Source organism: Segatella copri, assembly GCF_002224675.1.
GTDB lineage: Bacteria > Bacteroidota > Bacteroidia > Bacteroidales > Bacteroidaceae > Prevotella > Prevotella copri_U.
The window spans coordinates 61,260-85,278 of record NZ_NMPZ01000018.1; the positions used below are offsets into that span (position 1 = coordinate 61,260).

The 24,019-nt window shown below is 45.0% G+C and carries 19 protein-coding genes and 1 pseudogene; 13 read left to right on the forward strand and 7 right to left on the reverse strand.

What is annotated here, in order from left to right; translation table 11 throughout:
- The first annotated feature begins 47 nt into the window (after nucleotides 1–47).
- From CFT61_RS11335 to CFT61_RS11345, 3 genes are all read left to right on the forward strand, one after another.
- Nucleotides 48–536, forward strand: coding sequence for an RNA polymerase sigma factor (locus CFT61_RS11335; protein ID WP_228113455.1), 489 nt, complete (start codon nucleotides 48–50; stop codon nucleotides 534–536).
- 116 nt (nucleotides 537–652) lie between these two features.
- The gene (locus CFT61_RS11340; protein WP_089544538.1) at nucleotides 653–1,417 is read left to right on the forward strand and encodes a DUF4974 domain-containing protein; all 765 of its coding nucleotides are present in this window, start codon (nucleotides 653–655) and stop codon (nucleotides 1,415–1,417) included.
- A 1-nt stretch (nucleotide 1,418) separates the two neighbouring features.
- Nucleotides 1,419–3,977 (forward strand): TonB-dependent receptor domain-containing protein, encoded by a 2,559-nt coding sequence (locus tag CFT61_RS11345; protein ID WP_089544539.1) that lies wholly within the window; start codon nucleotides 1,419–1,421, stop codon nucleotides 3,975–3,977.
- A 102-nt stretch (nucleotides 3,978–4,079) separates the two neighbouring features.
- On the opposite strand, the pseudogene CFT61_RS17435 reads toward CFT61_RS11345, so the two are convergent.
- Nucleotides 4,080–4,169: pseudogene (locus CFT61_RS17435) on the reverse strand (antitoxin); the annotation flags it as partial.
- A 24-nt stretch (nucleotides 4,170–4,193) separates the two neighbouring features.
- A complete protein-coding gene (locus CFT61_RS11350; RefSeq protein ID WP_089544535.1) occupies nucleotides 4,194–4,487 on the reverse strand; it encodes a nucleotidyltransferase family protein in 294 nt (97 codons plus the stop codon).
- Nucleotides 4,488–4,707: 220 nt separating this feature from the next.
- On the opposite strand from CFT61_RS11350, the gene CFT61_RS11355 reads away from it, so the two are divergent.
- From CFT61_RS11355 to CFT61_RS11385, 6 genes are all read left to right on the forward strand, one after another.
- Nucleotides 4,708–5,196: an RNA polymerase sigma factor gene (locus tag CFT61_RS11355; RefSeq protein WP_254918954.1), complete on the forward strand. Its 489-nt coding sequence runs from the start codon at nucleotides 4,708–4,710 to the stop codon at nucleotides 5,194–5,196.
- 69 nt (nucleotides 5,197–5,265) lie between these two features.
- Nucleotides 5,266–6,030 (forward strand): DUF4974 domain-containing protein, encoded by a 765-nt coding sequence (locus CFT61_RS11360; protein ID WP_089544540.1) that lies wholly within the window; start codon nucleotides 5,266–5,268, stop codon nucleotides 6,028–6,030.
- Nucleotide 6,031: 1 nt separating this feature from the next.
- Nucleotides 6,032–8,602 (forward strand): outer membrane beta-barrel family protein, encoded by a 2,571-nt coding sequence (locus CFT61_RS11365; RefSeq protein ID WP_089544541.1) that lies wholly within the window; start codon nucleotides 6,032–6,034, stop codon nucleotides 8,600–8,602.
- Nucleotides 8,603–8,797: 195 nt separating this feature from the next.
- Nucleotides 8,798–10,843 (forward strand): hypothetical protein, encoded by a 2,046-nt coding sequence (locus CFT61_RS11375; protein ID WP_089544543.1) that lies wholly within the window; start codon nucleotides 8,798–8,800, stop codon nucleotides 10,841–10,843.
- Between the two features lie 36 nt (nucleotides 10,844–10,879).
- Entirely contained in the window at nucleotides 10,880–12,994 is a 2,115-nt protein-coding gene (locus CFT61_RS11380) for a TonB-dependent receptor domain-containing protein (RefSeq protein WP_176425586.1), read from the forward strand.
- A gap of 185 nt (nucleotides 12,995–13,179) precedes the next feature.
- The gene (locus tag CFT61_RS11385) at nucleotides 13,180–14,175 is read left to right on the forward strand and encodes an alpha/beta hydrolase (RefSeq protein WP_254918955.1); all 996 of its coding nucleotides are present in this window, start codon (nucleotides 13,180–13,182) and stop codon (nucleotides 14,173–14,175) included.
- Between the two features lies 1 nt (nucleotide 14,176).
- On the opposite strand, the gene CFT61_RS11390 is transcribed toward CFT61_RS11385, so the two are convergent.
- Nucleotides 14,177–15,463 (reverse strand): NAD(P)/FAD-dependent oxidoreductase, encoded by a 1,287-nt coding sequence (locus tag CFT61_RS11390; RefSeq protein WP_089544546.1) that lies wholly within the window; start codon nucleotides 15,461–15,463, stop codon nucleotides 14,177–14,179.
- A 142-nt stretch (nucleotides 15,464–15,605) separates the two neighbouring features.
- On the opposite strand from CFT61_RS11390, the gene CFT61_RS11395 reads away from it, so the two are divergent.
- Nucleotides 15,606–16,004, forward strand: coding sequence for an FKBP-type peptidyl-prolyl cis-trans isomerase (locus CFT61_RS11395; protein ID WP_022121977.1), 399 nt, complete (start codon nucleotides 15,606–15,608; stop codon nucleotides 16,002–16,004).
- Between the two features lie 51 nt (nucleotides 16,005–16,055).
- On the opposite strand, the gene CFT61_RS11400 is transcribed toward CFT61_RS11395, so the two are convergent.
- Nucleotides 16,056–18,269, reverse strand: coding sequence for an outer membrane beta-barrel protein (locus CFT61_RS11400; protein WP_176425587.1), 2,214 nt, complete (start codon nucleotides 18,267–18,269; stop codon nucleotides 16,056–16,058).
- Nucleotides 18,270–18,431: 162 nt separating this feature from the next.
- Here CFT61_RS11400 and CFT61_RS11405 point away from each other — a divergent pair, with 162 nt between their 5' ends.
- Both CFT61_RS11405 and CFT61_RS11410 read left to right on the forward strand, forming a co-directional pair.
- Nucleotides 18,432–19,850, forward strand: coding sequence for a sensor histidine kinase (locus tag CFT61_RS11405; protein WP_089544548.1), 1,419 nt, complete (start codon nucleotides 18,432–18,434; stop codon nucleotides 19,848–19,850).
- A gap of 34 nt (nucleotides 19,851–19,884) precedes the next feature.
- Nucleotides 19,885–20,571: a response regulator transcription factor gene (locus tag CFT61_RS11410; protein ID WP_089544549.1), complete on the forward strand. Its 687-nt coding sequence runs from the start codon at nucleotides 19,885–19,887 to the stop codon at nucleotides 20,569–20,571.
- Here the strand turns inward: CFT61_RS11410 and CFT61_RS11415 are convergent.
- The 3 genes from CFT61_RS11415 to CFT61_RS11425 are packed head-to-tail and all read right to left on the reverse strand — an operon-like array spanning nucleotide 20,555 to nucleotide 22,410.
- Nucleotides 20,555–20,977, reverse strand: coding sequence for a hypothetical protein (locus CFT61_RS11415; protein ID WP_142990623.1), 423 nt, complete (start codon nucleotides 20,975–20,977; stop codon nucleotides 20,555–20,557). The two genes, CFT61_RS11410 and CFT61_RS11415, sit on opposite strands and share 17 nt — an antisense overlap.
- 38 nt (nucleotides 20,978–21,015) lie before the next feature.
- Complete coding sequence (locus CFT61_RS11420) at nucleotides 21,016–21,885, reverse strand: hypothetical protein (RefSeq protein WP_142990624.1); 870 nt, start codon at nucleotides 21,883–21,885, stop codon at nucleotides 21,016–21,018.
- A gap of 18 nt (nucleotides 21,886–21,903) precedes the next feature.
- On the reverse strand, nucleotides 21,904–22,410 hold the full coding sequence (locus tag CFT61_RS11425; protein ID WP_142990625.1) for an RNA polymerase sigma factor: 507 nt from the start codon (nucleotides 22,408–22,410) through the stop codon (nucleotides 21,904–21,906).
- A 352-nt stretch (nucleotides 22,411–22,762) separates the two neighbouring features.
- Between CFT61_RS11425 and CFT61_RS11430 the strand changes: the two genes are divergently transcribed.
- The gene (locus tag CFT61_RS11430) at nucleotides 22,763–23,824 is read left to right on the forward strand and encodes a porin (protein WP_089544553.1); all 1,062 of its coding nucleotides are present in this window, start codon (nucleotides 22,763–22,765) and stop codon (nucleotides 23,822–23,824) included.
- Nucleotides 23,825–24,019 lie beyond the last annotated feature (195 nt).

A 24,019-nucleotide genomic window follows, 5' to 3' on the forward strand; every position in this document is an offset into this window, starting at 1 on the left:
TCAGGAAAGCTTGTATATAAGAGTAGAAACAAGAAGAAAATGACGTGATGACAGAAGAAAATGAACAGCGGATGGAACGGCTGTTCCACGACCATTACGAGCAGATGTATCGCTTCGCCTTTGCCTTGCTCCATGATAATGAGGAGGCGAGGGATGTGGTGAGCGACGTATTCTCCAGATTGTGGGATAAACAGCTGGTTCCAGACCGGGCTTACCTGATGCGGAGCGTGAAGAATGCCTGCATCAATCTTATAGCCAGAAAGAAGAGAGATGAAAGACTGAAACGGCTTCTTCCTCTCTCGGAAGAGAAATTGACGGAGGAAGAACCTTCTCGTCTGGAAGAGCGATGGCAGGCTGCCGTGGATTGCATCGACCATGACCTGACCGACCAGACAGCTTCCGTCATCCGATTGTGCTATCGGGAAGGAATGTCGTATAAGGATACGGCGGAGGAACTGGGCATCAGCGTCTCGGCAGTGAACAAGCATATCGTAAAAGGTTTGCGAACGCTCAGAGAAAAATTGAAAGGAAAATAATCCGCCAGGTGTTCCGACGGATTTGCAATCCGTCGTTAAAAAAGGTTCGACCTCTTTATTTTGCGGATTTGCAATCCGCTTATACAATAACCCTAAAATGAAGAAAGGAAAAGAAAATGAAACATGAATTATCTGACATAGATCCTCTGAAGATGGATTCTCAGAAATTGGATATGCTCCTCGATCTCCTGGAGCATCCCGAAAAGTATTCCGAAACCCAGAAGGATGAACTTCTGGGCGATGAGGAAGTGAACGAACTCTATCTGCAGCTGATAGAGACCCGACAGTCTCTGGATTTCACCAAGTCGAAGGAAGAAATGAAACTGCCTTCGATTGATGCAGAATGGGAGAAGTTGAAAGATGAGATGAAGCTGAAAGAAGAAATGCAGCAGAAAGAAGAGATGAGTCAGAATGCAGAAACCCAGCAAACCGCCAAGTCGTTTCCTCTCTGGAGCCCGATGAGAAAGGTGGCTGCCGTTGCAGCCGTCCTTGTCGTCTCCGGCATCACCTTTGCAGCCATTCATCTGGTAACCCGTTCTCATCAGCCATCTGATAAGAACAATACCGAACTCGTGGCATCCCATAAGGATTCTATCCAGCAGTTTTCGGTTCCTCAGAAATCCAACATAGAAGAAAAGACAGATTCTGCAAGTCTTGCCCAGCTCCCATTGGTTTACGAAAACGCTGAGCTTCAGAATATCCTGACTCCTATTGCCGGGCATTTCCATCTCCAGGTAACTTATCAGAACGAGTCGGCTCGCCATATCCGTCTCTTCCTGCAACTGGAGAAGAACATGAGTCTGGATGATATCATCGAACTGATGAATCATTTCGAGAAAGTGAATATTCGTCATGAAGGTCAAACTTTAATCGTGGAATAAGATGAAAAGATTAAGATATATCATGCTGCTGGCAGGTCTGATGAGCCTTTCTCTTCAGACCATCTATGCCCAACGCATCACCCGCAGCTTCCGCAACACTTCTATGTCAGAAGCGCTCACCATCCTTGCCAAGAGCACCAAGGATTACCATATCAACTTTATGTATGATGAACTGGAGGATTTCACGGTTACCACGAGTATCGTGAAGCGAACTGCTCCGGATGCCATCCGCCAGATCATGGGCTTCTATCCGATGAAAATGACGATAGATGGCGAAAACATCTTTGTGGAGTGTACGCAGAAGACTCCCACCAAGATGATAGGTCGCATAGTGGATGCGCATCGTCGCCCTGTAGATTTCGCCAATGTTGCCCTACTGAATGTTCGTGACTCTTCATTGATTAATGGTGGTGTGACGAATGAGAACGGCCAGTTCGTGATTCCCTGCGAGGCGAGAAAGGCGATCGTAAGAGTAAGTTGCGTGGGCTATATTACGACAAGCAATACATATAATATAGGTAAGATAGGAACTATCGTGTTGCATGAGAATACGATAAACCTTAAAGGCGTGAAGGTAAAAGCTATGCGCCAGAATATAAAGTTGGGCAAAGAGGGAATGCTTGTGGATATAGAGCACTCAGAGCTAAACAAAATTGGTACTGCAACTGATGTGTTGCGCGAAATGCCTCGCGTTGATGTCAGTTCGGATGGAACGGTGAATGTGTTTGCCAAAGGTTCACCGCTTATTTATATCAACAACCGACAGGTGAACGATCTCAAAGAGCTTCATCAACTGAAGTCGGATAATATTAAGAATGTAGAGATAGTAACCGCTCCTGGTGCCAAATACAATGCGGAGATTAAGTCTGTAATTCGTATCAGAACAATTCGCCGTCAAGGCGAAGGATGGAGTGGCGAGAACTATACTACTACAAAGTTCAACAAGTGGTGGGGTGGTTCGCAATACCTATCGTCAACATATCGCACAGGAAAAGCAGAAGTGTTTGGCGAACTTTGGGGAACAACGACACCAGGCGGTGAGGATAATGTAGTGTCTACCGAAATCAATGGCACGAAGAATATATTTATAGAACAGACTTCACCGATTAAGTATCGCTCAAAGGGAACTGGCGCAAAGGTTGCTTTTGCTTATTCTATAGATGATAGCAATACATTTGGATTGAGCTATGAGAATCAGTATGGTTCGGGCAATGGAGGAACGACCGACTCTTATCAGAAGATAATGGAAGACGGGGTGCAAACAGCATTCGTAAACGAAGCGACCAATATAAGTGATTGCTTTAGTCCAGTGCATAATGCTAACGCCTATTATGTGGGTAAGATTGGTAAATTGGGTGTGGATTTCAACGCCACTTATTTCTGGAAAAAGAACGGCAGGACTATGTCAATCAAAGAAAGCAGCGCAGATATTGAGAGTCGCGACGTTCATACACGTAACAGACAGCATAGTGACATGGCTGCTGCCAAACTCATTTTGTCTTACCCCGTTTGGAAGGGAGCACTAAGTGTAGGCTCCGAATTTATTTCATCCCGTATTCGTGGCGAATATGCCAATGCCGAGCAATATGTAGATGCATCGAATACAAAGATTAACGAACAGAGCATAGCCGGCTTTGCTGAGTATGGTTTGAAGTTTGGAGCATTCTCTGCAAATGCAGGTGTAAGATACGAGTATGTAAAGTCCGATTATTATTATTTCGGGGAATTGCAGACTGAGCCGAGTCGTAGATATTCCGATTGGTTTCCTTCTGCTTCTATGTCATGGAACAGTGGCAAATGGGCATTGCAACTTGCCTATACCTGCAAGACACGGCGCCCAAGCTATAACAGTCTGCGAGATGAGGTGCAGTATGACAACCGCTATACTTATGAGGGGGGAAATCCTTATCTCCGTCCATGTATAACAAATAATGTTGATTTGAATGTGGCGTACGACTGGTTGTCGTTGAATGCTGGCTACAACTATATAGACAAGCCGATGGTGTGGGTAGCCACACTCTATCAAGGCAAAGACATTGTTTTTCTACGCAATGTCAACTTCAATAATAGTCAGGATGTGTATGTTTCGATAGTGGCTTCGCCCCGTTTTGGTTGGTATAATCCTATGGCAGAGATAGACTACACACAGTCGTTCTTGTGTACTGACGGTTTTGATGTCAACAAACTGTCAAACAGACCATGCTTCAACTTCCGTCTAAACAATCGTTTCAACATAACGTCTACACTAAAGGCTTTTCTCAATATGAGATATAAGACGGGTAGGCTTAATGACCTGCAAAAAACAAAGTCATTTGCTCGTGTGGACATGAAATTCACAAAGTCGTTCCTCAACGACGCTCTTGTAATAGGCGTTTATGCCAACGACTTGTTCAAGACCGACACGGAACAATGGACAATGTATGGCAGCCATACTGTAATGGAAAAAGACTGTTATGGCTATGAGCGTTGTGTAGGTATGAGCTTATCTTATAACTTCAATGCCACCAAGAGCAAGTATAAGGGTACAGGTGCTGGTAATGCAGAAAAGAGCCGCTTGTAGTTTTTGTTAGGAAGAAACTCTCTTAATAAACAATGAATATATGACAATCGGTCAAGCGAAAGCAAAACCATATTGGTTTGCTCTTTGCTTGACCGATGTTTTTTATAATTCTTCTATCATCTTATTGATTGTTTCTAACATTCCAGGGAGTTTGTTTTTGACTACATCAAAGACAATAGATTCATCTATGTCAAAATAGTGATGATTAGTTCTTCGTCATGCATAGATTCCATCTCTTTTAATTTGCTTCAAAAGCATCGGATTCATGTTATTGCGAAGTCGGACAATATCTACAGGCTTACCAAAGAGCTCTTGCAGTTCTTCCTTGATGTGAACCATTGTAAATAAGTCTGGCTTTTTCATTTCTACACAAACATCAACATCGCTGTCTTCGGTCTGTTCGTTTCTCGCCACAGATCCAAAGATTCCAATCTTTGTAATGCCATAAGCATCTGCTTTGGTGCTCAGGTATTTGCGAAGTATGGTAATATAATCGTTTGTCGTTTTCATTATCTTTTCATTTTTGCCACAAATATACGATTTTATTTTTTATGCTCCAAGTTTTTGCAGGGGTTTCTTGCAATAATAGTTCAAATAACTCGTTTTTAGGGTGTTTTTTATTACCTTTGCATCGGTTTTTCCAAAAAAAGTAGAAGATTTCTTCATTTTAGGGGTAATTGATTTCAGAAAAGCTTGTATATAAGAGTAGAAACAAGAAGAAAATGACGTGATGACAGAAGAAAATGAACAGCGGATGGAACGGCTGTTCCACGACCATTACGAGCAGATGTATCGCTTCGCCTTTGCCTTGCTCTATGATAATGAGGAGGCGAGGGATGTGGTGAGCGATGTGTTCTCCAGATTGTGGGATAAACAGCTGGTTCCAGACCGGGCTTACCTGATGCGGAGCGTGAAGAATGCCTGCATCAATCTCATAGCCAGAAAGAAGAGAGATGAAAGACTGAAACGGTTTCTTCCTCTCTCGGAAGAGAAATTGACGGAGGAAGAACCTTCTCGCCTGGAAGAGCGATGGCAGGCTGCCGTAGATTGCATCGACCATGACCTGACCGACCAGACTGCTTCCGTCATCCGATTGTGCTATCGGGAAGGAATGTCGTATAAGGATACGGCGGAGGAGCTGGGCATCAGCGTCTCGGCAGTGAACAAGCATATCGTAAAAGGTTTGCGAACGCTCAGAGAAAAGTTGAAAGGAAAATAGCATAACCATGATTCTATTGTCTGAAGACGTCCTTACAATGGAACCCTAAAATGAAGAAAGGAAAAGAAAATGAAACATGAATTATCTGATATAGATCCTCAGAAGATGGATTCTCAGAAATGGGATATGCTCCTCGATCTCCTGGAGCATCCCGAAAAGTACTCCGAAACCCAGAAGGATGAACTTCTGGGCGATGAGGAAGTGAATGAACTCTATCAGCAGTTGGTAGAGACCCGACAGTCTCTGGATTTCGCCAAGTCGAAGGAAGAAATGAAGATGCCTTCTATTGATGCAGAATGGGAGAAGCTGAAAGATGAGATGAAGCTGAAAGAAGAAATGCAGCAGAAAGAAGAGATGAGTCAGAATGCAGAAACCCAGCAAACCGCCAAGCAGCTTCCTCTCTGGAGCCCGATGAGAAAGGTGGCTGCCGTTGCAGCCGTCCTTGTCGTCTCCGGCATCACCTTTGCTGCTATTCATCTGATAACCCGTTCTCATCAGGCATCAGATAACAGCAATACCGAACTCGTGGCATCCCATAAGAATTCTATCCAGCAGGTTTCGGCTCCTCAGAAATCCAACATAGAAGAAAAGGCAGATTCTGCAAGTCTTGCCCAGCTCCCATTGGTTTATGAAAACGCTGAGCTTCAGAATATCCTGACTCCTATTGCCGAGCATTTCCATCTCCAGGTAACTTATCAGAACGAGTCGGCTCGCCACATCCGTCTCTTCCTGCAACTGGAGAAGAACATGAGTCTGGATGATATCATCGAACTGTTGAATCATTTCGAGAAAGTGAATATTCGTCATGAAGGTCAAACTTTAATCGTGGAATAAGATGAAAAGATTTAGATATATCATGCTGCTGGCAGGTCTGATGAGCCTTTCTCTTCAGACCATCTATGCCCAACGCATCACCCGCAGCTTCCGCAACACTTCTATGTCAGAAGCACTCACCATCCTTGCCAAGAGCACCAAGGATTACCATATCAACTTTATGTATGATGAACTGGAAGATTTCACGGTAACCACAAGTATCGTGAAGCGAACCGCTCCGGATGCCATCCGCCAGATTATGGGCTTCTATCCGATGAAGATGACGATAGATGGCGAAAACATTTTTGTGGAGTGTACGCAGAAGACTCCCACCAAGATGATAGGTCGCATTGTAGATGCGCATCATCGCCCTGTAGATTTCGCCAATGTAGCCTTGCTGAATGTTCGTGATTCTTCATTGATAAATGGCGGTGTGACGAATGAGAATGGCCAGTTTGTGATTCCCTGCGGAGCCAGAAAGGTGATAGTAAGAGTAAGTTGCGTGGGCTATCATACCGCTGTTGATACTTATAATACAGGTAAGATTGGTTCAATTACTCTGAAGGAGGCAACGATGAACCTGCAGAAGGTGATTGTGAAGGCGGTTCGCCCTAAGACAAAACTGACTCGCGAGGGATTCCAGACCCAGGTGCAGGGTACAATACTGAGTGATGCAGGTATGGTTGCCGACTTGTTGAAGCAGGTTCCAAGAGTGCGTGTGGATAAGGATGGAAACTGTTCGGTGTTCGGAAAAGGCACACCGGAGATTTATGTCAATGGCAGAAAGCTGACCGACAAAAATGAATTGCAAACCATATCTTCCAAGGATGTGAAGAACGTGACGGTTATCACGACTCCCGGTGCTCAGTATGATGCCCAGGTCAATTCTGTGATTCGTATTACTACGGTCAAGAAGCAAGGTTATGGATGGAGTGGTAATTTCCAGGCAAAATATGGTTTTGCCATGAAGAATGCCTGGCAAGAGCAGGCTAATCTCAATTACCGTGTGGGTGGACTGGATGTATTCGGTGGATTGATGTGGTCAGATTCGTATTTCTATGATAAGTTGGGATTGGATGAATATATCAATGGAAATCAGCATCAGATATATCAAAAATCAGTAGGGCGCATAGATGCTAGAAATTATGGACCTGATGCCAATCTGGGTTTCAATTATGAATTCAACGAAAATCATACCATCGGTCTGAAATATAAGTTTGGTTCTGGCTATACCAAGTATTTTACTGATCAGAATAACTATTCCATCTTTCAGGATGGAGTTCACCAGGGAGATGTGAATTATCTCAACGATGAGTCAGATTCCAAGCAGACTCCTATTCATCAGGCTGACTTTTATTATGATGGTAAGATAGGCAAGTGGAGTATAGACCTGAATGCATCAGCGTTGTGGAGGACGAAAGACCAGATACAGAAAGCCACAGAAACCAGTACTGAGTTGGGCGACCAGATAGTATGTTCAGATAGTCATACCAAAGGAAAGTTGCTTGCCGGTAAATTGGTTGTCTCTTATCCTTTGACCGACCAGTTGAACATAGACTTTGGTTCGGAATACACAAATTCTGATAGTCATACCAACAACCAGAACGAGGGTGGTGTGGCTGCATCCAATGATTCCAAAATCAAGGAACAGAACATAGCCGCTTTTGCTGAGGCAGCATGGTCGTTGGGAGATTATTCTCTGAATGCCGGTGTGAGATATGAGCATGTGAAATCAGACTATTATGCCGAGGGAGTGCTCAACCCGGATATGAGCAGAAAGTATGATAATGTATTTCCTAATGTATCCTTGGGATATGACAAGGGCAAGTGGCATTCTTCGTTGAGTTTCACGGCAAAGACCTATCGACCAAGTTACTTCCGTCTTTCCGGTTATACCCGATATACGAGTCGTCATTCCTATGAAAGCGGTAATCCGAACTTGCGACCAACGGATGCCTATCATCTGGAATGGGATGCGCAATATTCCTGGCTGAGTTTCTCTGCAGAATATATTTACAACAAGAATGCTTCGGTATATATGATGAAGCCATTCCAGGGCAATAAGGATATAGCCCTGTCATATTACGAGAATGTAGATAAAATTCAGAACCTGAAGTTCTATCTTGAGGCTACTCCGGTGATAGGCTTATGGCATCTTGACTATACGGTAGGTCTGGTCAATCAGTTCTTTGATGCCAGCAAATACGTCAGCGACTATAATGCCAACCGTCCTTCTCTCTATCTGGATTTGGAGAATACCTGGGTATTGCCACATCATTGGAAGGCTCGATTGGAATACGCTTACCAGTCGCGTAATTATAGCGAATTGGGTGTCAACTATGCATGGAATTCCCTGGATGCGTCTATTTCCAAGTCATTCCTGAACAACCGACTGGTTGTGAGACTGGAAGCTGAGGATTTGCTTCATGGACAGAACGAGAGTTGGAAATATCATAATTCGTATGCGCACTTCACCAGAACCGGTATAGATAATACCCGCATGTTCTTGGTCAATGTAACTTATAACTTCAATGCCACCAAGAGTAAGTATAAGGGTACAGGTGCTGGTAATGCAGAAAAGAGCAGATTATAGCTATTTTTTAAAACACGGACAAATTGAATTTGTCCGTGTTATTTTTTCTATGCTTCAGGCTAGGAAGGATGAAGAACTGGATGGAATTGGTAATTTGATGCAGTTATACAAATTTAACGGAAGAGATGTAATGGTTTTGGATAATAATGTGTACTTTTGTGGCTGATAATGATGAAATAAAAACATATTGTAAGAATGAAGACGGTTTTTTGCTCTTTGGGACTGCTGATGGCTGCTGTGCCCGTGTTCGCTCAGAACACAGGGAAGGACTCTATTGTCTCTACTAAAGCTTTGGATGATGTGGTGGTATCAGCCTCCAATATCAGTCGTGTGGGTGATCATCTCGTCATCTATCCCAACAGCCAGCAACGAAAACATGCGGTTAATGGATTCGGGGTGTTGGAAAACCTGAATATCCCAGGACTCATCATCGATGCAAAATCGAATCAGGTGGATGTGATGGGACTGCAAGCCACCTTGTATCTGAATGGGCAGGAATGCGACATCCGGGAAATACAGATGCTCCGTCCTCGTGACATCGAGAAGATAGAATATCATGATGCTCCATCGGGAAAATACGCCAAGGATAAGCTTGTCGTCAACTTCATCACCAAACAATACCGATATGGAGGATATGTGCAGGCTGACGGACTGCAGACGATAGGATATGACCATGGCGACTATAACGTTGCCACCAATTATGTAAAAGGTAACAATTCCTATACTGTGTTTGCTGGTGCAAACTATAGTCATGTGGATGGTACTGAGACCTGGAACAATGAGAACTATCAGTTTCCGCAATCCCTATTTGATAGGGAGAGCTATAGTAAGAATTCTTACCGGAATCATCAGGAATATATGCAGTTCCGCTATCAGAACCAGAAGGGAAAGAGATATTGGGTGGGCAAGTTTACGCTCGTCAACCTCTCTACTCCAAGAAATGCATCTTCTGGTTTTGCGAAGGAAAGCTCAGAGACGGACATCTTCTCAAATATCCGGAAGAAGAGTCTGTCTCCTAAGATTGATCTGAACGCCAACTTACCATTAAGCAAGAATCAGACGCTTATCTTGGGAGTACATGGCAAGTATTCTGCCAACTCCTATCATCGTCTTTATCAGGAACAGCCTTTCGAGGCAATGACCGATGAAGACGAGAAAGCGCTGTCGTTCCAGCTGTCTGCCATCTATAATTATTTCTCTCAAAAGCATTCCTTATCCGTGGAACTGTTTCATTACCACGATGTCTGGAATGCCGATTATTCCGGCAATTGCGAACTTTGGCAGCATCTGTGGAAAGGGGAGTCGTTGGCTTTCTTCTCTTATAATTTTCAGGCTAGCAGGCGCTTGAGCCTGAAAACCCGCATCGGATTGGATTGGCTTCAATATCATCTGCATGGAGACAACAGTTTTAGCCAGCTGTCTCCTCGCATCAATACGAATGTGCAATACCAGCTGAATAAGGGAATGCTCTTGTGGTCATTCAACTTTGTGAACTCCAATCATGGTATGGATGTCATCAACCGGGCTATGATTCAGGTCAATTCCCACATGATGGAAAAGGGAATGCCCGAACTGAAGAAATCGCATGACATCAACACCTATTTATATTATATGGGGCGTTTCAACAGGTTGAGTGTTTCTGCCATCGGACAATTCCGTTACAATCATCATCCTGTAACTGATGATTATTACCTGGATGAGGCAAACGGGAAAATAGTGAAGACTTACTCGAATGGTGGAAATGCTCAATATTATTCTGCTATCCTCGCCTTGCAGTACAAACTGTGTAAGTTTGCCAATCTGTCGGGAGATATCAGATATAACCATGCGGAGGTGAAGACTACCTGGTCGAAGCATAACAACAATTTGACGGGTAATCTTGGGTTGAATATGTTCATGGGTGATTTTGCCTTGAAGCCTTATCTGCATTTTGGCAAGAAGTCTTTGGATGAAGCAGCTTTGGTGATAAGCAAGACTCCTATCGACTATGGAATGTCGTGTTCTTACAGCAGGGGCAACCTCTATGTAGAACTTCAGGCAGTATCGCCTTTCAAAAAGCAGGAGAAGCGATATTGGCTGGATTTGCCTATCTACAGCTACAGTAAGAGCATCAAAGACCAGACGGCTTCGCAATATGCCAGCATCAAGGTTGCTTACTCCTTCGACTTTGGCAGGAAGACCCAAAAAGTAAAGAAGGATGTTAATAAGAACATAAACAGCTCTTTGTTAAGAGTGGAATAGAGTTTTATAAAACAAAAGATATAGGAACGGATGAAAATGTTAGATTTTAAGGTAAAAAGATTTGTTGGTATTATATTTCATTTGATTTTAGCTCAAATCTGTTTAGCTCAGACTGGTATCGCTAACCAAAATTTTGGAAAGGATACTTTGCAATTAAGGGAGGTTGTTGTTAGAGCAACCCGCCCTTTGGCAAAGTTGAACAGCGAAGGCTTTGTGACAGAGGTCAAAGGTACCGTTTTGGAAAAACTTGGTTTTGCAAAAGATGTTATGGGTATGTTGCCTGGTGTACTGAATAATAATGGTTCCATTGAAGTTTTTGGCAAGGGAAAACCAGTCTTCTATATCAATGGACATATTGTCCGCAATAATATAGAAGTTGAGCAATTGAAGGCTAACCAAATAGATAAGATAACAGTTATAACGAATCCAAGTTCACGTTATGCATCAACCGTAGGTTCCATCATAAAGATAACAACCATTAAAAAGGTTGGGGATGGTTTCTCCTTTGATAACATCGCTACTATTGGTTATCGTAATTATCTGTATGGCAAAGACAATTTGGACTTGAACTATAGAATTGACAATTTGGATGTTTTTGGAACGTTGGGATTTGAGAAAGGCAAGGATACGAACTCTAGCAAAAATGTTCAGAATTCATGGCTCTCGTCACATCATCAGCAGAATACGACTATGAAATCGACACAGCACTCAAAGTTGATTGATGGTAAATGGGGATTTGATTTTTCCTCGTCTCCAAAACTCTCATTTGGCGCATTTTACCAAGTGTCTTATGCTCCAATAAAGACCAATTCGAGCATTATGTCATCATTATATTCTGATGATGTAATTGAAAGTGAAACTTCTGCATACAAGGATATCAAATTAAGAGATTTGGAACATTTGTTAGATGGATATTGCTATGGGGTTTGGGGAAAATGGAATTTGGAAATGACTTTTGATTTAATGTGGAAAAAAACACGTGAAAATCAAAATGTTATAGAGCAAACTGGCATCAATCAGGATTTCGGAATAAAAGATGTTGGGCATGCTAGGTTAATGGCAACGGAATTATATGCGTCACACCCATTTCTTAAAGGAAATTTTAGCTTTGGAGTAGATTTCACCAATAGTAGCCGTGAGGAAAATTCAGAAAGTGAAAATAGCATTATGGCAGGCGAGAACAATAAAATACAGGAGCTTAATATGGCATATTACGTTGAGACTATGCAGCATCTAGGCAATGTAACATTCCGTATCGGTGGCAGGTATGAGCATGTGAACAGTGAATATTTTATAGGTGGCAGAAAAAATCACGAACAGTCACATGTTTATGATAAGTTTTTCCCGACTGCTTCATTGTCTCTGCCCATTGGAAAAACTATGGTGCAGCTGAGCTATTCTAAGCAATGCTATCGTCCATTGTACTCTCAGTTGAGCAACACGGTTCACTATGTTAACAAATATCTCTATCAAAGTGGAAATCCGTATTTGCAACCATCCTATAGCGACAACATCACTTTGAATTTGAGGTATCGCTGGCTGGCATTAACTGCTAATTATAAAAAGGTGCAAAACCAAATAATAACATCATATACATATTATGATGATGCGAAGACTATAGCTTTGCTCAAAAAGGAAAATTCTAGAAACAGTCTGTCTAACTTACAGATAATGGCTTCTTTTATGCCCGGATTCCTTTGGAAATGCTATTATCCCGTATTGGCATGTGGTGTTGTCTCGCAATTTTACAAGATTGATTACAGAGGAAATATAAAGCACGTGGACAATCCTTTGGTTGTAGTTAAGTTCAATAATATTTTCAAATTCCATAACAACTATATGGCGACAGTAAATTACAGTTGGCGTAGTGCGGGAAATAGTGAGAATATTAAGATGGGGAGTGTTGGACAGATAAATCTTTCTTTGGCTAAGGACTTATCTAAAAAATGGAATGTCAAGTTGTCTGCAAATGACATCTTTAATACTGCCCGCAAAAATACTTTTACCATTTTCAGCGGAATGAATGATGTCTATATTGAAAAGGCTGCGTCTGTAAGGGCAGTGGAATGTATCGTAAGATATAAGTTTAATACAGTTAAAACAAAATATAAAGGTAAAGGGGCAGGGAAAAAGGAAATGGATAGATTGTAACTGTTTAAACTCTATCCATTCTGGGATATGCTTATCGATTGTTTGTCGTAGTTCATATACCCTTATAAATGCAGCTTTATGCTTCAATTTAACAGGGTTTTTCCCTCTGTTTCTTTGCTATTTCCATCTTTTTCCTTAATTTTGCAGCGGAAACTCAATAATAGATATTTGTAATGGAAATAAGAATGAAGATGAAACAGGAAAAGATGAGAAAGATAGGCATCGCTTCGGCTCTGGGCTTGGTGGTGCTCGTGGTGCTGGGACTGTATGGCGCCAGCAACTATATGCTCAATTATTCGCTCAACTATCCGAAGGAGGAGAGAATGACGGCTGAGCATTGGAAGAACAGAATGAAGAACGAGTGCCCCTGGATGATTGGCTGGATGGACTCAGTGTATCAGCACCATTGCGTGAAGGATACCTTTGTCACGATGCCATCGGGCTACAAGGCCCATGCCATCTATCTCTATGCACCGAAAACTACGGAAAAGACTGCCGTGGTGGTGCATGGCTATCAGGTGCGCTCCGAGGGAATGCTGCACATCGCCTATCTCTATAATCACGATATGGGGTATAATGTACTCTTGCCCGATCTGTATGGACACGGAGAGAGCGAGGGCGACCATATCCAGATGGGATGGAAGGATAGATGGGATGTGATCAGATGGTCGGAAATCGCCAATGAGATATTTAAAGTGAAAAGTGAAGAACAAAGAGTGAAGAATACCCGTCAGGTGATTCACGGCATTTCGATGGGTGCGGCAACCACGATGGCAGTATCGGGAGAGAAGACTCCCGATTACGTGAAGTGCTTTGTGGAGGACTGCGGCTATACCAGCGTGTGGGATGAGTTTTCCGCTCAGCTCAAAGACCAGTTTGGCTTGCCTGCCTTCCCGCTGATGAATACTACTTCTGCTCTTTGCCAGTATCGCTACGGCTGGTCTTTTGCCGAGGCGCAGCAGATAGAGCAGGTTCGCAAGAGCACCAAACCGATGCTCTTTATCCATGGCGATAAGGATGCCTTCGTGCCCTACGCCATGCTTCATCCACTTTATGAGGCAAAGACGAAGGGCCGTAAAGCCATCTTCATCGCTAAAGGATCCGTTCATGCCATGGCATATCGCGACCATCACGAGGAATACACCCGCATCGTAAAAGATTTTGTTTCTAAAGAAGAATAGGCTATTCTCCGATATGTTGTCCCACCACATGCCCTGTGGTCCAGGCGGCCTGCAGATTGAAGCCGCCGGTGATGGCATCGATGTCGAGCACTTCGCCGGCAAAGAAGAGGTGAGGGCACACCTTGCTCTCCAGGGTATGCAGGTCGATGTTGCTGAGGCTGATGCCGCCGCAGGTAACAAACTCCTCCTTGAAGGCTCCCTTGCCGTTCACCTGATAGAGGTCGTTGGTGAGGGTTTCTATCAGCAGGTTGCAACCCTTCTTTCCCATTTCGCTCCATTTCTTTTCGGGTGCATATCCCATCTTCTGAATCAGGAAGAGCCAGAGGCGGGATGGGAGATTGTAAGGGCGGATGCTAGCCAACTGCTTCTGCGGGTTGGCGATGATGATGCCCTGGATGTTCTCTTCCACCAGCGAGCGGTTGCTCTCGTGTACCCAGTTTACGGAAATCTTAATCTGATAGTTGTTCTCGTGCAGATAGCGGGCTGCATGGGATGAGAGCTTCAGCACGGCAGGACCGCTCATGCCCCAATGGGTGATGAGGAGCGGACCCTCTGCCTTCAGCTTAGTGCCCGGAATGCAGGTATATACCGGCTCTACCACCGTGCCCATCAGATTCTTGAAAGCCTTGTCGGCAATGTTGAAGGTAAAGAGCGATGGGATAGGCAGCTCTATCGCATGTCCCAGGTCTGAGAGATGCTTGAAGCTCTCTATTTTCGGATGACCGCCCGTGGTGATGGCTACCCGGTGGAAGGCAATCTGCCTGATTTCGGAAACGGGATGAGAGGCAGAAGATGCACCCGATAGATTTCCCTTTTCTTTTGAAACCTTGAAATCCAGGAGCAGGCGCTCATCCTCCAGTTCGGTGATGGCGGTGAGCTGGTGGTTGCATTGTATCTTCACCCCCAGTCGCTTGGCGGTATTCACCAGACAGTCGATGATGCTGTGCGAATCCTGCGATTGCGGAAACACGCATTGGTCTCCCTGTGTAACCAGTGGCACGCCGTTCTCCTCAAACCAATCGAAGGCATGCTGGTAGTCGAATCTCTTGAAGAGTCGCTTCATCAGTTTATGTCCGCGGGGGTACGCCTGTTTCAGGTCTGAAATCTCCTCAAAGGAATTGGTAAGATTGCATCTTCCTCCTCCCGTGATTTCCACCTTGGCGAGAACCTTCGAATTCTTTTCGAAAATCGTGATGTCGGCGTGAGGGAAGTTGCGCTTGGCCTCTATCGCCGCAAAGAATCCTGCGGCACCCCCACCAATAATTGCAATATGTAGTGATTGTGGCATATCGTATTTTTGGTTGATTAGTGTGCAAAGGTACTGCTTTTCTTTGATAAAAGAAGAAAAGTTCCCCTTTTTCTTTTGCAGATACGATAGATTTTTGTAACTTTGCGCAAAAATCATAGTATATAAAGTATCAAATAGATTTATGGCAAAAAGAGAATATGTTGAGGCCAACAAGCGTTGGCTGGAGGAAAAGGCAAAGGAGGAGGGCGTTATGGCGCTGCCTCGTGGTATATATTATAAGGTGTTGAAGCAGGGCGACCCGAAGGGAGCACAGCCTAGCCGACGCAGCATCGTGACGGCTCATTACACCGGTTGGACCATCAACGGCAAGAAGTTTGATTCCAGCCGTGGCGGTACGCCGTTCGCCATGCGATTGAGCGACCTGATTGATGGCTGGATTGTTGCCATGCAGCAGATGCACGTGGGCGACCAGTGGGAACTTTACATCCCAGCCGAGATGGGCTACGGCAAGTTCTCGCAGCCGGGCATCCCAGGCGGTTCTACCCTGATATTCGAAGTAGAACTGCTGGGAGTGGGATAACCCGGATACTTGAAATTATAAAGATCATTAAGATAAGAGAGTCTTGTCCGGCTATAGTCGGTTCAATTCATCTTCCGCACTGTTCATGCCGTTGTATCTTCCCTTGCGCTTGTTGAATTTCCAGGTTACGGTCAACTTGTAGCTCCATAGCTTGTAATCCTCAGTCTGGGAGAAGTCAACGGCATGCTCGTGGGTTCGCTCCTTGAAGAGCTGCTGATGGAAGAGGTCGTTGGCACTGAAGGCAACCTGTAATCTGCCGTCCATCCACGATTTGTTGGCACCAAGACTCCAGTTTTGAGTGGGGCTGAACTTCGTTTTGCCCACTTGTCCTCCGTTGTCAAAACTGTAGGAGAGCGACAGCTGATAGTCGTTTGGTAGCGTGAAGTAATTGTCAAATGATGCATTCCAAGTTGCTCCGTTGTAACTGATTAGCTCTCCATGATCATTTACGGAGAAGCGCTGGTAAGTGATGCTTGCATTGACATTCGGACGCCAGCAGCCGAAGACGTGACCCCAGTTGAGATAGGCCATGTATTTCTGCATCTTGTTGAAGTTCATGAATGTACTCACGTATCTTACGGGCTTGTCCTCCGGCACTTCATGCACGTACATGATGGAGTGGTCGATACGGGTATATCTCAGCATTCCCATGAAATCTTTCCACTGCACGGAGTAGGTCAGACGATAGGTGTTGACAGGCTGCAGCTTCGGATTACTGATCTGATATTGAAAGCGCGAGATATAGTAGATGTTCCCACTGAGCTGACTGAAAGAAGGTCGGGCGGTGGTAGTTCGGAAGCTGAGCGAGTGATGCCACGATGGTTCGTTGAGAGTGATACCGAACGATGGAAACCACTGGTCGTAATGGCACTCCATATTGTCGGGAGATTTCTCCGACAGATTGGTGTATCGGGATGTGAGATGCTCGTATCGGATGCCTGCCCACCAGCTCCATCTGCCAGCTTCACCCTGATATTGCAGGTAAGCAGCCGTCTTGGTATCATGGTTTTTGTATTCCGTAGTTCCAAGCATATCGGCAGAACTTTCGGTTCTACCCTTGCCATCCATCAGGCTCCATTCGCCACCGAAGTTGATGGAATGTTTGTCAGAGATGAGTTGCTTGACTTCGAATCTTCCACTATAGATATCGTAGTTGGAATTGGAACGGTTGAGGGTTTCCTGCATCTCGCTACCTTCTTTCTCCGTGATAGGCTGGCTGTCAGAATTCTTGTTCCTGGCATAGTCCAGATAAATCTGTGATGAGAGATGTTTCGACCATTTAGCCAGATGGAAGAGGTTGAAGTGGTGGCTGCGCTGGTGTCCCCATTGCTGGCTCTCCGAATCAAAATACTTCATCTTGCCCTCCGCTTCAGAAAACTTCATCTCGCAGTTTGTGTCTTCTGTTGGGTTAGGATAGCGATAGTACTGCTGCTGTTTCTCGCTTCTACCGCCATTCAGCCAAAGCCCTTCCCATTGTATTCCCACTTCGTGCTGCTTGCTGATTAACCAGTCGAAGTTGAGTTCCGTAGCGTTGTAATTTGCCTTGTTCTTGCCATGGCGATCGGTTCCGAAGAGATATTCGCCATCTTTGGCTCTTACGAGTGCTTCCTGTGGCTGATGCACATTGTATCGGTTGTCTGTATAACCGTAAAATCCTGTGAGCGAAATCTTCTTCGTTACCCAACCCAGGGTCAATTCCTCGTGGTTGGTGTTCACCTCGCTCAACTTATCATACACCTGCATCTTGCCGAATATACCCTCGTCTGTTCTTCTCGTCAGGATTCTCAGTACGGCTCCCGTCGTTGCATCATATTTTGCACCAGGAGTGGTAATGAGTTCTATTTCATCTATCAGCTTCACATCGAGATGAGCGAGTTCGGCTGAAGTAGCCTTCTTGTCGTTGAGATAGATGATGGGTGCTCCCAGTCCGTTTACTTCCAGAGTTCCATCGGAGGTTTGTTTCATGCCGGGGATGTGCTTCAATACATCTTCCAGCGTTGGCTCCTTTGCCAAGGGAGTGTTGCGGATACGGGTAACCAAGGCATCGTTTCTCATCTTGTACATCGGGCGATGACCTGTTACGGTTACGGCTTGAATCTCGGCTTCCTTGTCTGCTTTGATCTCAGCTTCTTGGTTAGCTTTGATCGAATCTTTTTCAGTCTGTACCGAGTCCGCGGAAACTCCGGATGTCGGGAATTTCCCGTTTTGTGCTGTTGCACAGGTGGCGGTGGCTAGCATCGCACATATAACTGTTTCTTTCTTCATATTCTTCCTTGTTTTTTGTTTTCGTTTGCAAAGGAACTGCTTTTCGGGCTCAAAATCGCAAATAATCATTACTGAAACATTACGCTGGCAAAATAATCGGACTTCACCTTATTATATATAGTGAAATCTTCGTACCTTTGCATCGAAAAAAGAAAAAATGATATGAATAGAAGAATCAAACAAGTCTGGCTGCTCGCCATCCTTTCCTCTTTCCTGCTGATAGGCTTGCAGACCTATTGGCTCTATAATAGCGTAACCTATTCGATGGGAGAGATGGGGAAGAAAAATGCCGAAAAGGCGGAACAGGCAATAGTCACTTATCAGACAAATATCGGAGCGGCGGTAAAAGAAAAATCACATATCGGTTATGTCGTCTCGGCATATTTTTCAGACTTCAAGGGTCCCTGTACTACGGTTTGCTCTCCGCTGGATACGGATACAATCATTGGTGGAGTGGTGTATCGCAAGCCGGGATTCGGTAACGTGATGGAGAAGAGAGATACTTTCGATTTGCGTGAGACGGATTCCAACAATTCTTTTGATTGTCTGAATACTTACATCACTTACCAGCTTACCCGTTTTGACAAGGCGCATTTTGATCGTTTCATCAGTAGGAAACTGGGCAATGATTTCATCGGGGCAGAGATGAAGACGGGAAAGCATCGTCTATGGCAGACAAGAATCGTAGAGCCTCCTACCTTGTTTCATCACGAAATGCTGGTGCAAGTGCCTTTCAATCCTATCCAGTATCAGTCGATGCAGATGAGGATGCAGGTGCCGATGCTGCCCATCCTGAAGGGAATGATGTGGCAGATGATAGGAAGTCTGCTGGTTACCATCATGCTTCTCCTGAGCATAGCTTATCTCATCAAGGTGATGCTCCTGCAGAAGAAGGTGGATAAGATGCGAAGCGACTTCGTGCATACGATGATTCACGAGTTGAAGCGCCCCGTGCAGACGCTGAAGATGTGTGTATCTGTATTCTCTGCTCAAAAGACAGATGAGAAGGATGAGAATGCCCTTATCATGGAGACCGTAAGAGAGGAGAGCGATAACCTGACCGCCTATCTCGCCAAACTCCGTGAAGTAATCAGGGCAGAGGAACATATCCCGCTGCAGATAACTTCTTTCGATATCCATGCCGCTTTGCTGAATCTGGTGGCAGTTTATCGAAAGAATAAGCAGAAGGAGGTGAATGCTTCGCTCGATTACCAGCGCACTTCCGATAGGATGATGGGAGATAGAGACCAGCTTCTGAATGTGGTCAGCAATCTGATGGAGAACTCGGTGAAGTATTCCGGCGATATTGTCAATATCCATGTTGCCTGCCGAGATACCGAGAAGGAGGAAGTCATGATTTCTGTATCTGATAATGGTATCGGAATTTCGCCCGACGAGCAGCAGAGAGTCTGGACGAAGTTCTATCGCAGCAATGCTTACCCGGATATGATGCAGCCGGGCATCGGCTTGGGTTTGAGTTTTGTGGATATGATTGTGAAGGCCCATGGGGGCAGAAAAATGATGCAGAGCGAAGTGGGCAAGGGAACCAGAATTTCAATCGTCATCCCGCAACACTCCTGATGCATCCGGTTTAACGCTATAAACAACAGAAAAAATGATCAAGATATTATTTGCAGACGATGACTTGAAGTATTCTATGTTGCTGAAGAGTTTCCTGCAGCAGCATGGCTACGATGTGACTTATGCCGGCAATGGCATGAAGGCATGGGAGCTGTTCCCGGAGGTGAAGCCCGACCTAGTATTGCTCGACATCAATATGCCGGAGATGGATGGCTATGAGGTGGCTGAGCGCATCAGAGCCATCGACCCGAAGGTGCTTATCTTCTTCCTCACCGACCGTACGGAGAAGAACGATCGACTGAAAGGTTTCTCCTTGAAGGCAAACGATTATCTTGCCAAGCCCTTCTATCCGGAAGAGTTGCTGGCAAGAATAGAGGAGCGGTTCTCCATGAATGAGAGTGAGACGATAGAAGAGGAGGTGTATCATTTCGGAGAAACCACCTTCTGCTATAACAACAATGAGCTTCGTACCCGTTCCTCTCGTGTGCTCATTACCAGCCGACAAGCCGACATCCTCCGTCTGCTGGCGAAGAATATCGGCAATGTAGTAAGCAAGGAGATGATACAGGAGGCGGTGTGGGGTACCGTAAGCTATGCCAACTCCCTGGCTGTGAATGTGCAGATGACGTATCTTCGCCATGCTCTTCAGCATGATGCGACCGTTAAGATTGAGTCGCTGAAGAAAAAGGGATACGTTTTGTCTGTTATTTCTCCAGAGTAACGATGATGTAGCTTCTGCCATCCTCTTTCAGACCTCTTTCCTGAATGGCTTTGGTGCCCTCTTTCAAGACCTCGATGGCTTTGATCTTGCTGGGAGAAATCTTGTAGAATTCCTCTTTAGTCAGCTCCTGCTCTCTGCCCTTGATCAGATAGTGAGGGGCTGGCTTGGGGGTAGGAGGTGTGGTAGTGGTGATGATATGAATCTCTATCACATCTCTTTTGGGTGCCGGCAGGACGTTGGTGTTTACCTGGTAATTCTTGATGGTTTTACCGATGAGTTCCTTGCCGGTGAAGTTTGGAATGCGCTCGCCGTCGATGCTGTAGATACGCAGGGTATCTGCCTTCGATGCCATACTGCTGGTTATGCCCAGCAGGGCAAATGCAATGGTGAAAATATACTTTTTCATAAGCGTGAAATGTTTATAATTCAGCGTGAAATGTTTTATCATTCGTTTAACTGTGCCAATGGAAGTAGCTGATAACTACCATCTTGTGTTTCTGCGATATTGATGGTGTAATGCTGCATGTTGCCGTCGTTGTCCAGGGTTGAGATAACGATGTTATCGCCTTGGCGGTTGATGGTCAGCTGCTCGGCAGAAGGCAGGGCGGCAGAGGCTACTTCATAAATCTGATTGAAATCTTCATGAATGCTTCTTTCTGTTTCAGATGAAGTCTTCCCGGCATTGCCGGAAGAGGTTTCTTCTGTATTTTCTGCAGTCTTCCCTGCATGTTTCTCGCTTCTTTCTGCGATATTCTTTCTTTTGGCAAGAGCCCTCTTGCTTGTCTTCATTTCCTGTGGAGTCACGATATCCTGGGTTGCAGCCAGGAAGAGGGAGTCGGCACGTTCCATCTTTTCGTATGCGTCCAGGTTCTCGTTTTCATCTTCAGAAGATGGCTGCGAGCGAACCACCTGCTCTGTAGGAACCAGGTTGGCAAGGCCAGGTTGTTGTTCAGAAGAGGATGAGAAATAATCCTTGATAGGGAAGAGCAGGAAGATGAGGCCTGCCAGCATCGCCGTAGCGAGAAGTATCGCAGAGAGGCGTACCCATCTTGTTTCGTGGTTCTTTGAAGCTGCAAGGGACATCTCTTTCATTTGCGGCTGTCCATCAGCTTCTTCCACCTGATGAATATTCGGAGTATAGTTCTCCATTCCCAGCATCAGGTTTCTGATGTCGAGATCCTCATCCGTTAAATCCTTATCTTCGCAATGGCGATAGAAATCAGCCAATGCCTGTTCTTCCTCCACGCTGGTATCAGCATCGAGGTAGCGTTTTATCAGCTCGTGGCGATAGGTTATATCTTCTAGTTTCTTCATTTCTTTCATTTTTAGAGTTTATGACTTCATCATTTTCAACAATGATCTTCTTGCTGCAGAAATCATCGTCTTGGTGCTCGTCTTGTTGGCTCCGCAGATTTCGGCAATCTCATCGAGGCTCTTTCCTTCGCTTCTCAATAGCAGCATTCTTCTTTGCGTATCCGGAAGCCTGTCCATCGCCCTGTTGAGTCGCCTTTGCGTATCTTCGCCGATGATGGCCTGGTCGGTACGCTCGGCAGCCGTACAGATTTCTGCGGGATGCTTCATCTGTTCCAGCGATGCCGTCTGGGCTTTGTTGCGTCTCAGATGGTCGATGCAGAGATTCCTGGCTATCGTCATACCTAGGGCCTCGATGCTCTGGTATTCAGAGAGCTTTTCGCGCATCTTCCAGAGCTTCACCAGGGTTTCCTGCACGATGTCGTCGGCTTCTTCGGCAAGGGTTCCTGCCGAGAGATAGCGTTGACAATGTGCCGTCAACCTGGGGCGCATTTCCTGGGCGATATGTTCAAATTCTGTTTCTTCCATTTGTTCCTTTTTATGTGTATGACGCAAGAAGAGGCGAAAGGTAAACAAAAAAAATGCTACCTTCGCACATTTCCGTGCAAAGATAGCATAAAAATTTGAGATATAGACATATCTTTTATTTTATTTGTGGATGAAGTGGTTTATTCCTCTGTTTTTGCCATCATTACAATGATATTACAGGTGCAGAAAATCAGTGATGTAACAGCTTTGTAATACTTATGTTTTACGGTAGAAATATCTTCTTCTTACCTTTGCAGTCGAAATGAAGAAGATGTCTTTCTGCATCAGTAGGAAAAGATTTCATTCGGAATAAAGAAAATCAGATTTACGTGTATATATAATAAGGTAAGAAATGAAGAAGAAAACGTATTTGTTGATGGCACTCTCGATGGTGTCGATGGGAATGAATGCCCAGAATACAGAAAAAAGCTCTGTAGAGAAGGGCATTGAGAATTTCGCCAAGTCGATGACCATTGGTGGAACCATCCGCTCTAAGTATGAGTACCAGACCGAAGAGGGGGAGGGACGATTCGAGGTGCGTACAGCCCGCATCAACGTGACTGGCAATGTAACACCTCAGGTAAGCTATAAGGCGGAAATCGACCTCTGCGACGAGGGTAAGATCAAGATGCTCGATGCCTATACACGCATCAAGCCTTGGAAGACCCTGCAGTTCACCATCGGTCAGGAGCGTGTGCCATTCACCATCGATGCTCACCGTTCTCCTCATCAGCAGTACTTTGCCAACCGTTCGTTCATCGCCAAGCAGGTGGGTAACGTGCGCGATGTGGGTGCTGAAATAGGATACACCTGGAATGTAGGTTTCCCTATCGTGGTGAATGCCGGTATCTTCAACGGTTCGGGCTTGACCAACCAGAAGGATTACTGGACCAAGGGTGTTAACTATTCTGCCAAGGCTCAGTTCCTCTTTCCGAATGTGAATCTGGTGTTGAGTACCCAGAAGATTAAGCCATCTGATGTTACGGTAACGATGTATGATGGCGGTATCACCTTCCACAAGGGCGGTTTCATTGCTGAGGCAGAGTATCTTTACAAGCATTACAGCAAGGATGCCTTCCACGATGTGCATGCTTTCGATGGTTTCGTATGCTATGACATTCCGGTTCGCAATCAGAAGAGCATCATCAGGAAGGTTTCGCCTTTGGCAAGATATGATTTCATGAGCGACCACAGCGATGGTACCCGATATGGTGGTTCTGATACCGAACTCGGTGCCTTGAAGATCAATGATTACAAGCGCCATCGTGTAACGGGTGGTGTAACCCTGAGCCTTGCCAAGCCATTTATCTCCGATATCCGTATCAACTACGAGAAATATTTCTATCGCAAGGGTGGCATTGCCAAGACTTCAGAAAAGGATAAGATTGTTGTGGAGTTCATGACAAAGTTCTAGTCAGGATATAACTTGTTTTTGGATGTAATAAGCGAGGGTGTGTCATAAGCCACATCCCATACGCCCTGAAAGGGCAGAAGCTCCTAGCCCAGGGTAACACCCTGGGTATATAATGGGATAAAGAAGTCGCCCTGTAAGGGCAAAAGCTTTGTATTTGAGAAGCTTTTGCCCTTACAGGGCGTCTTTCTTGCTTAT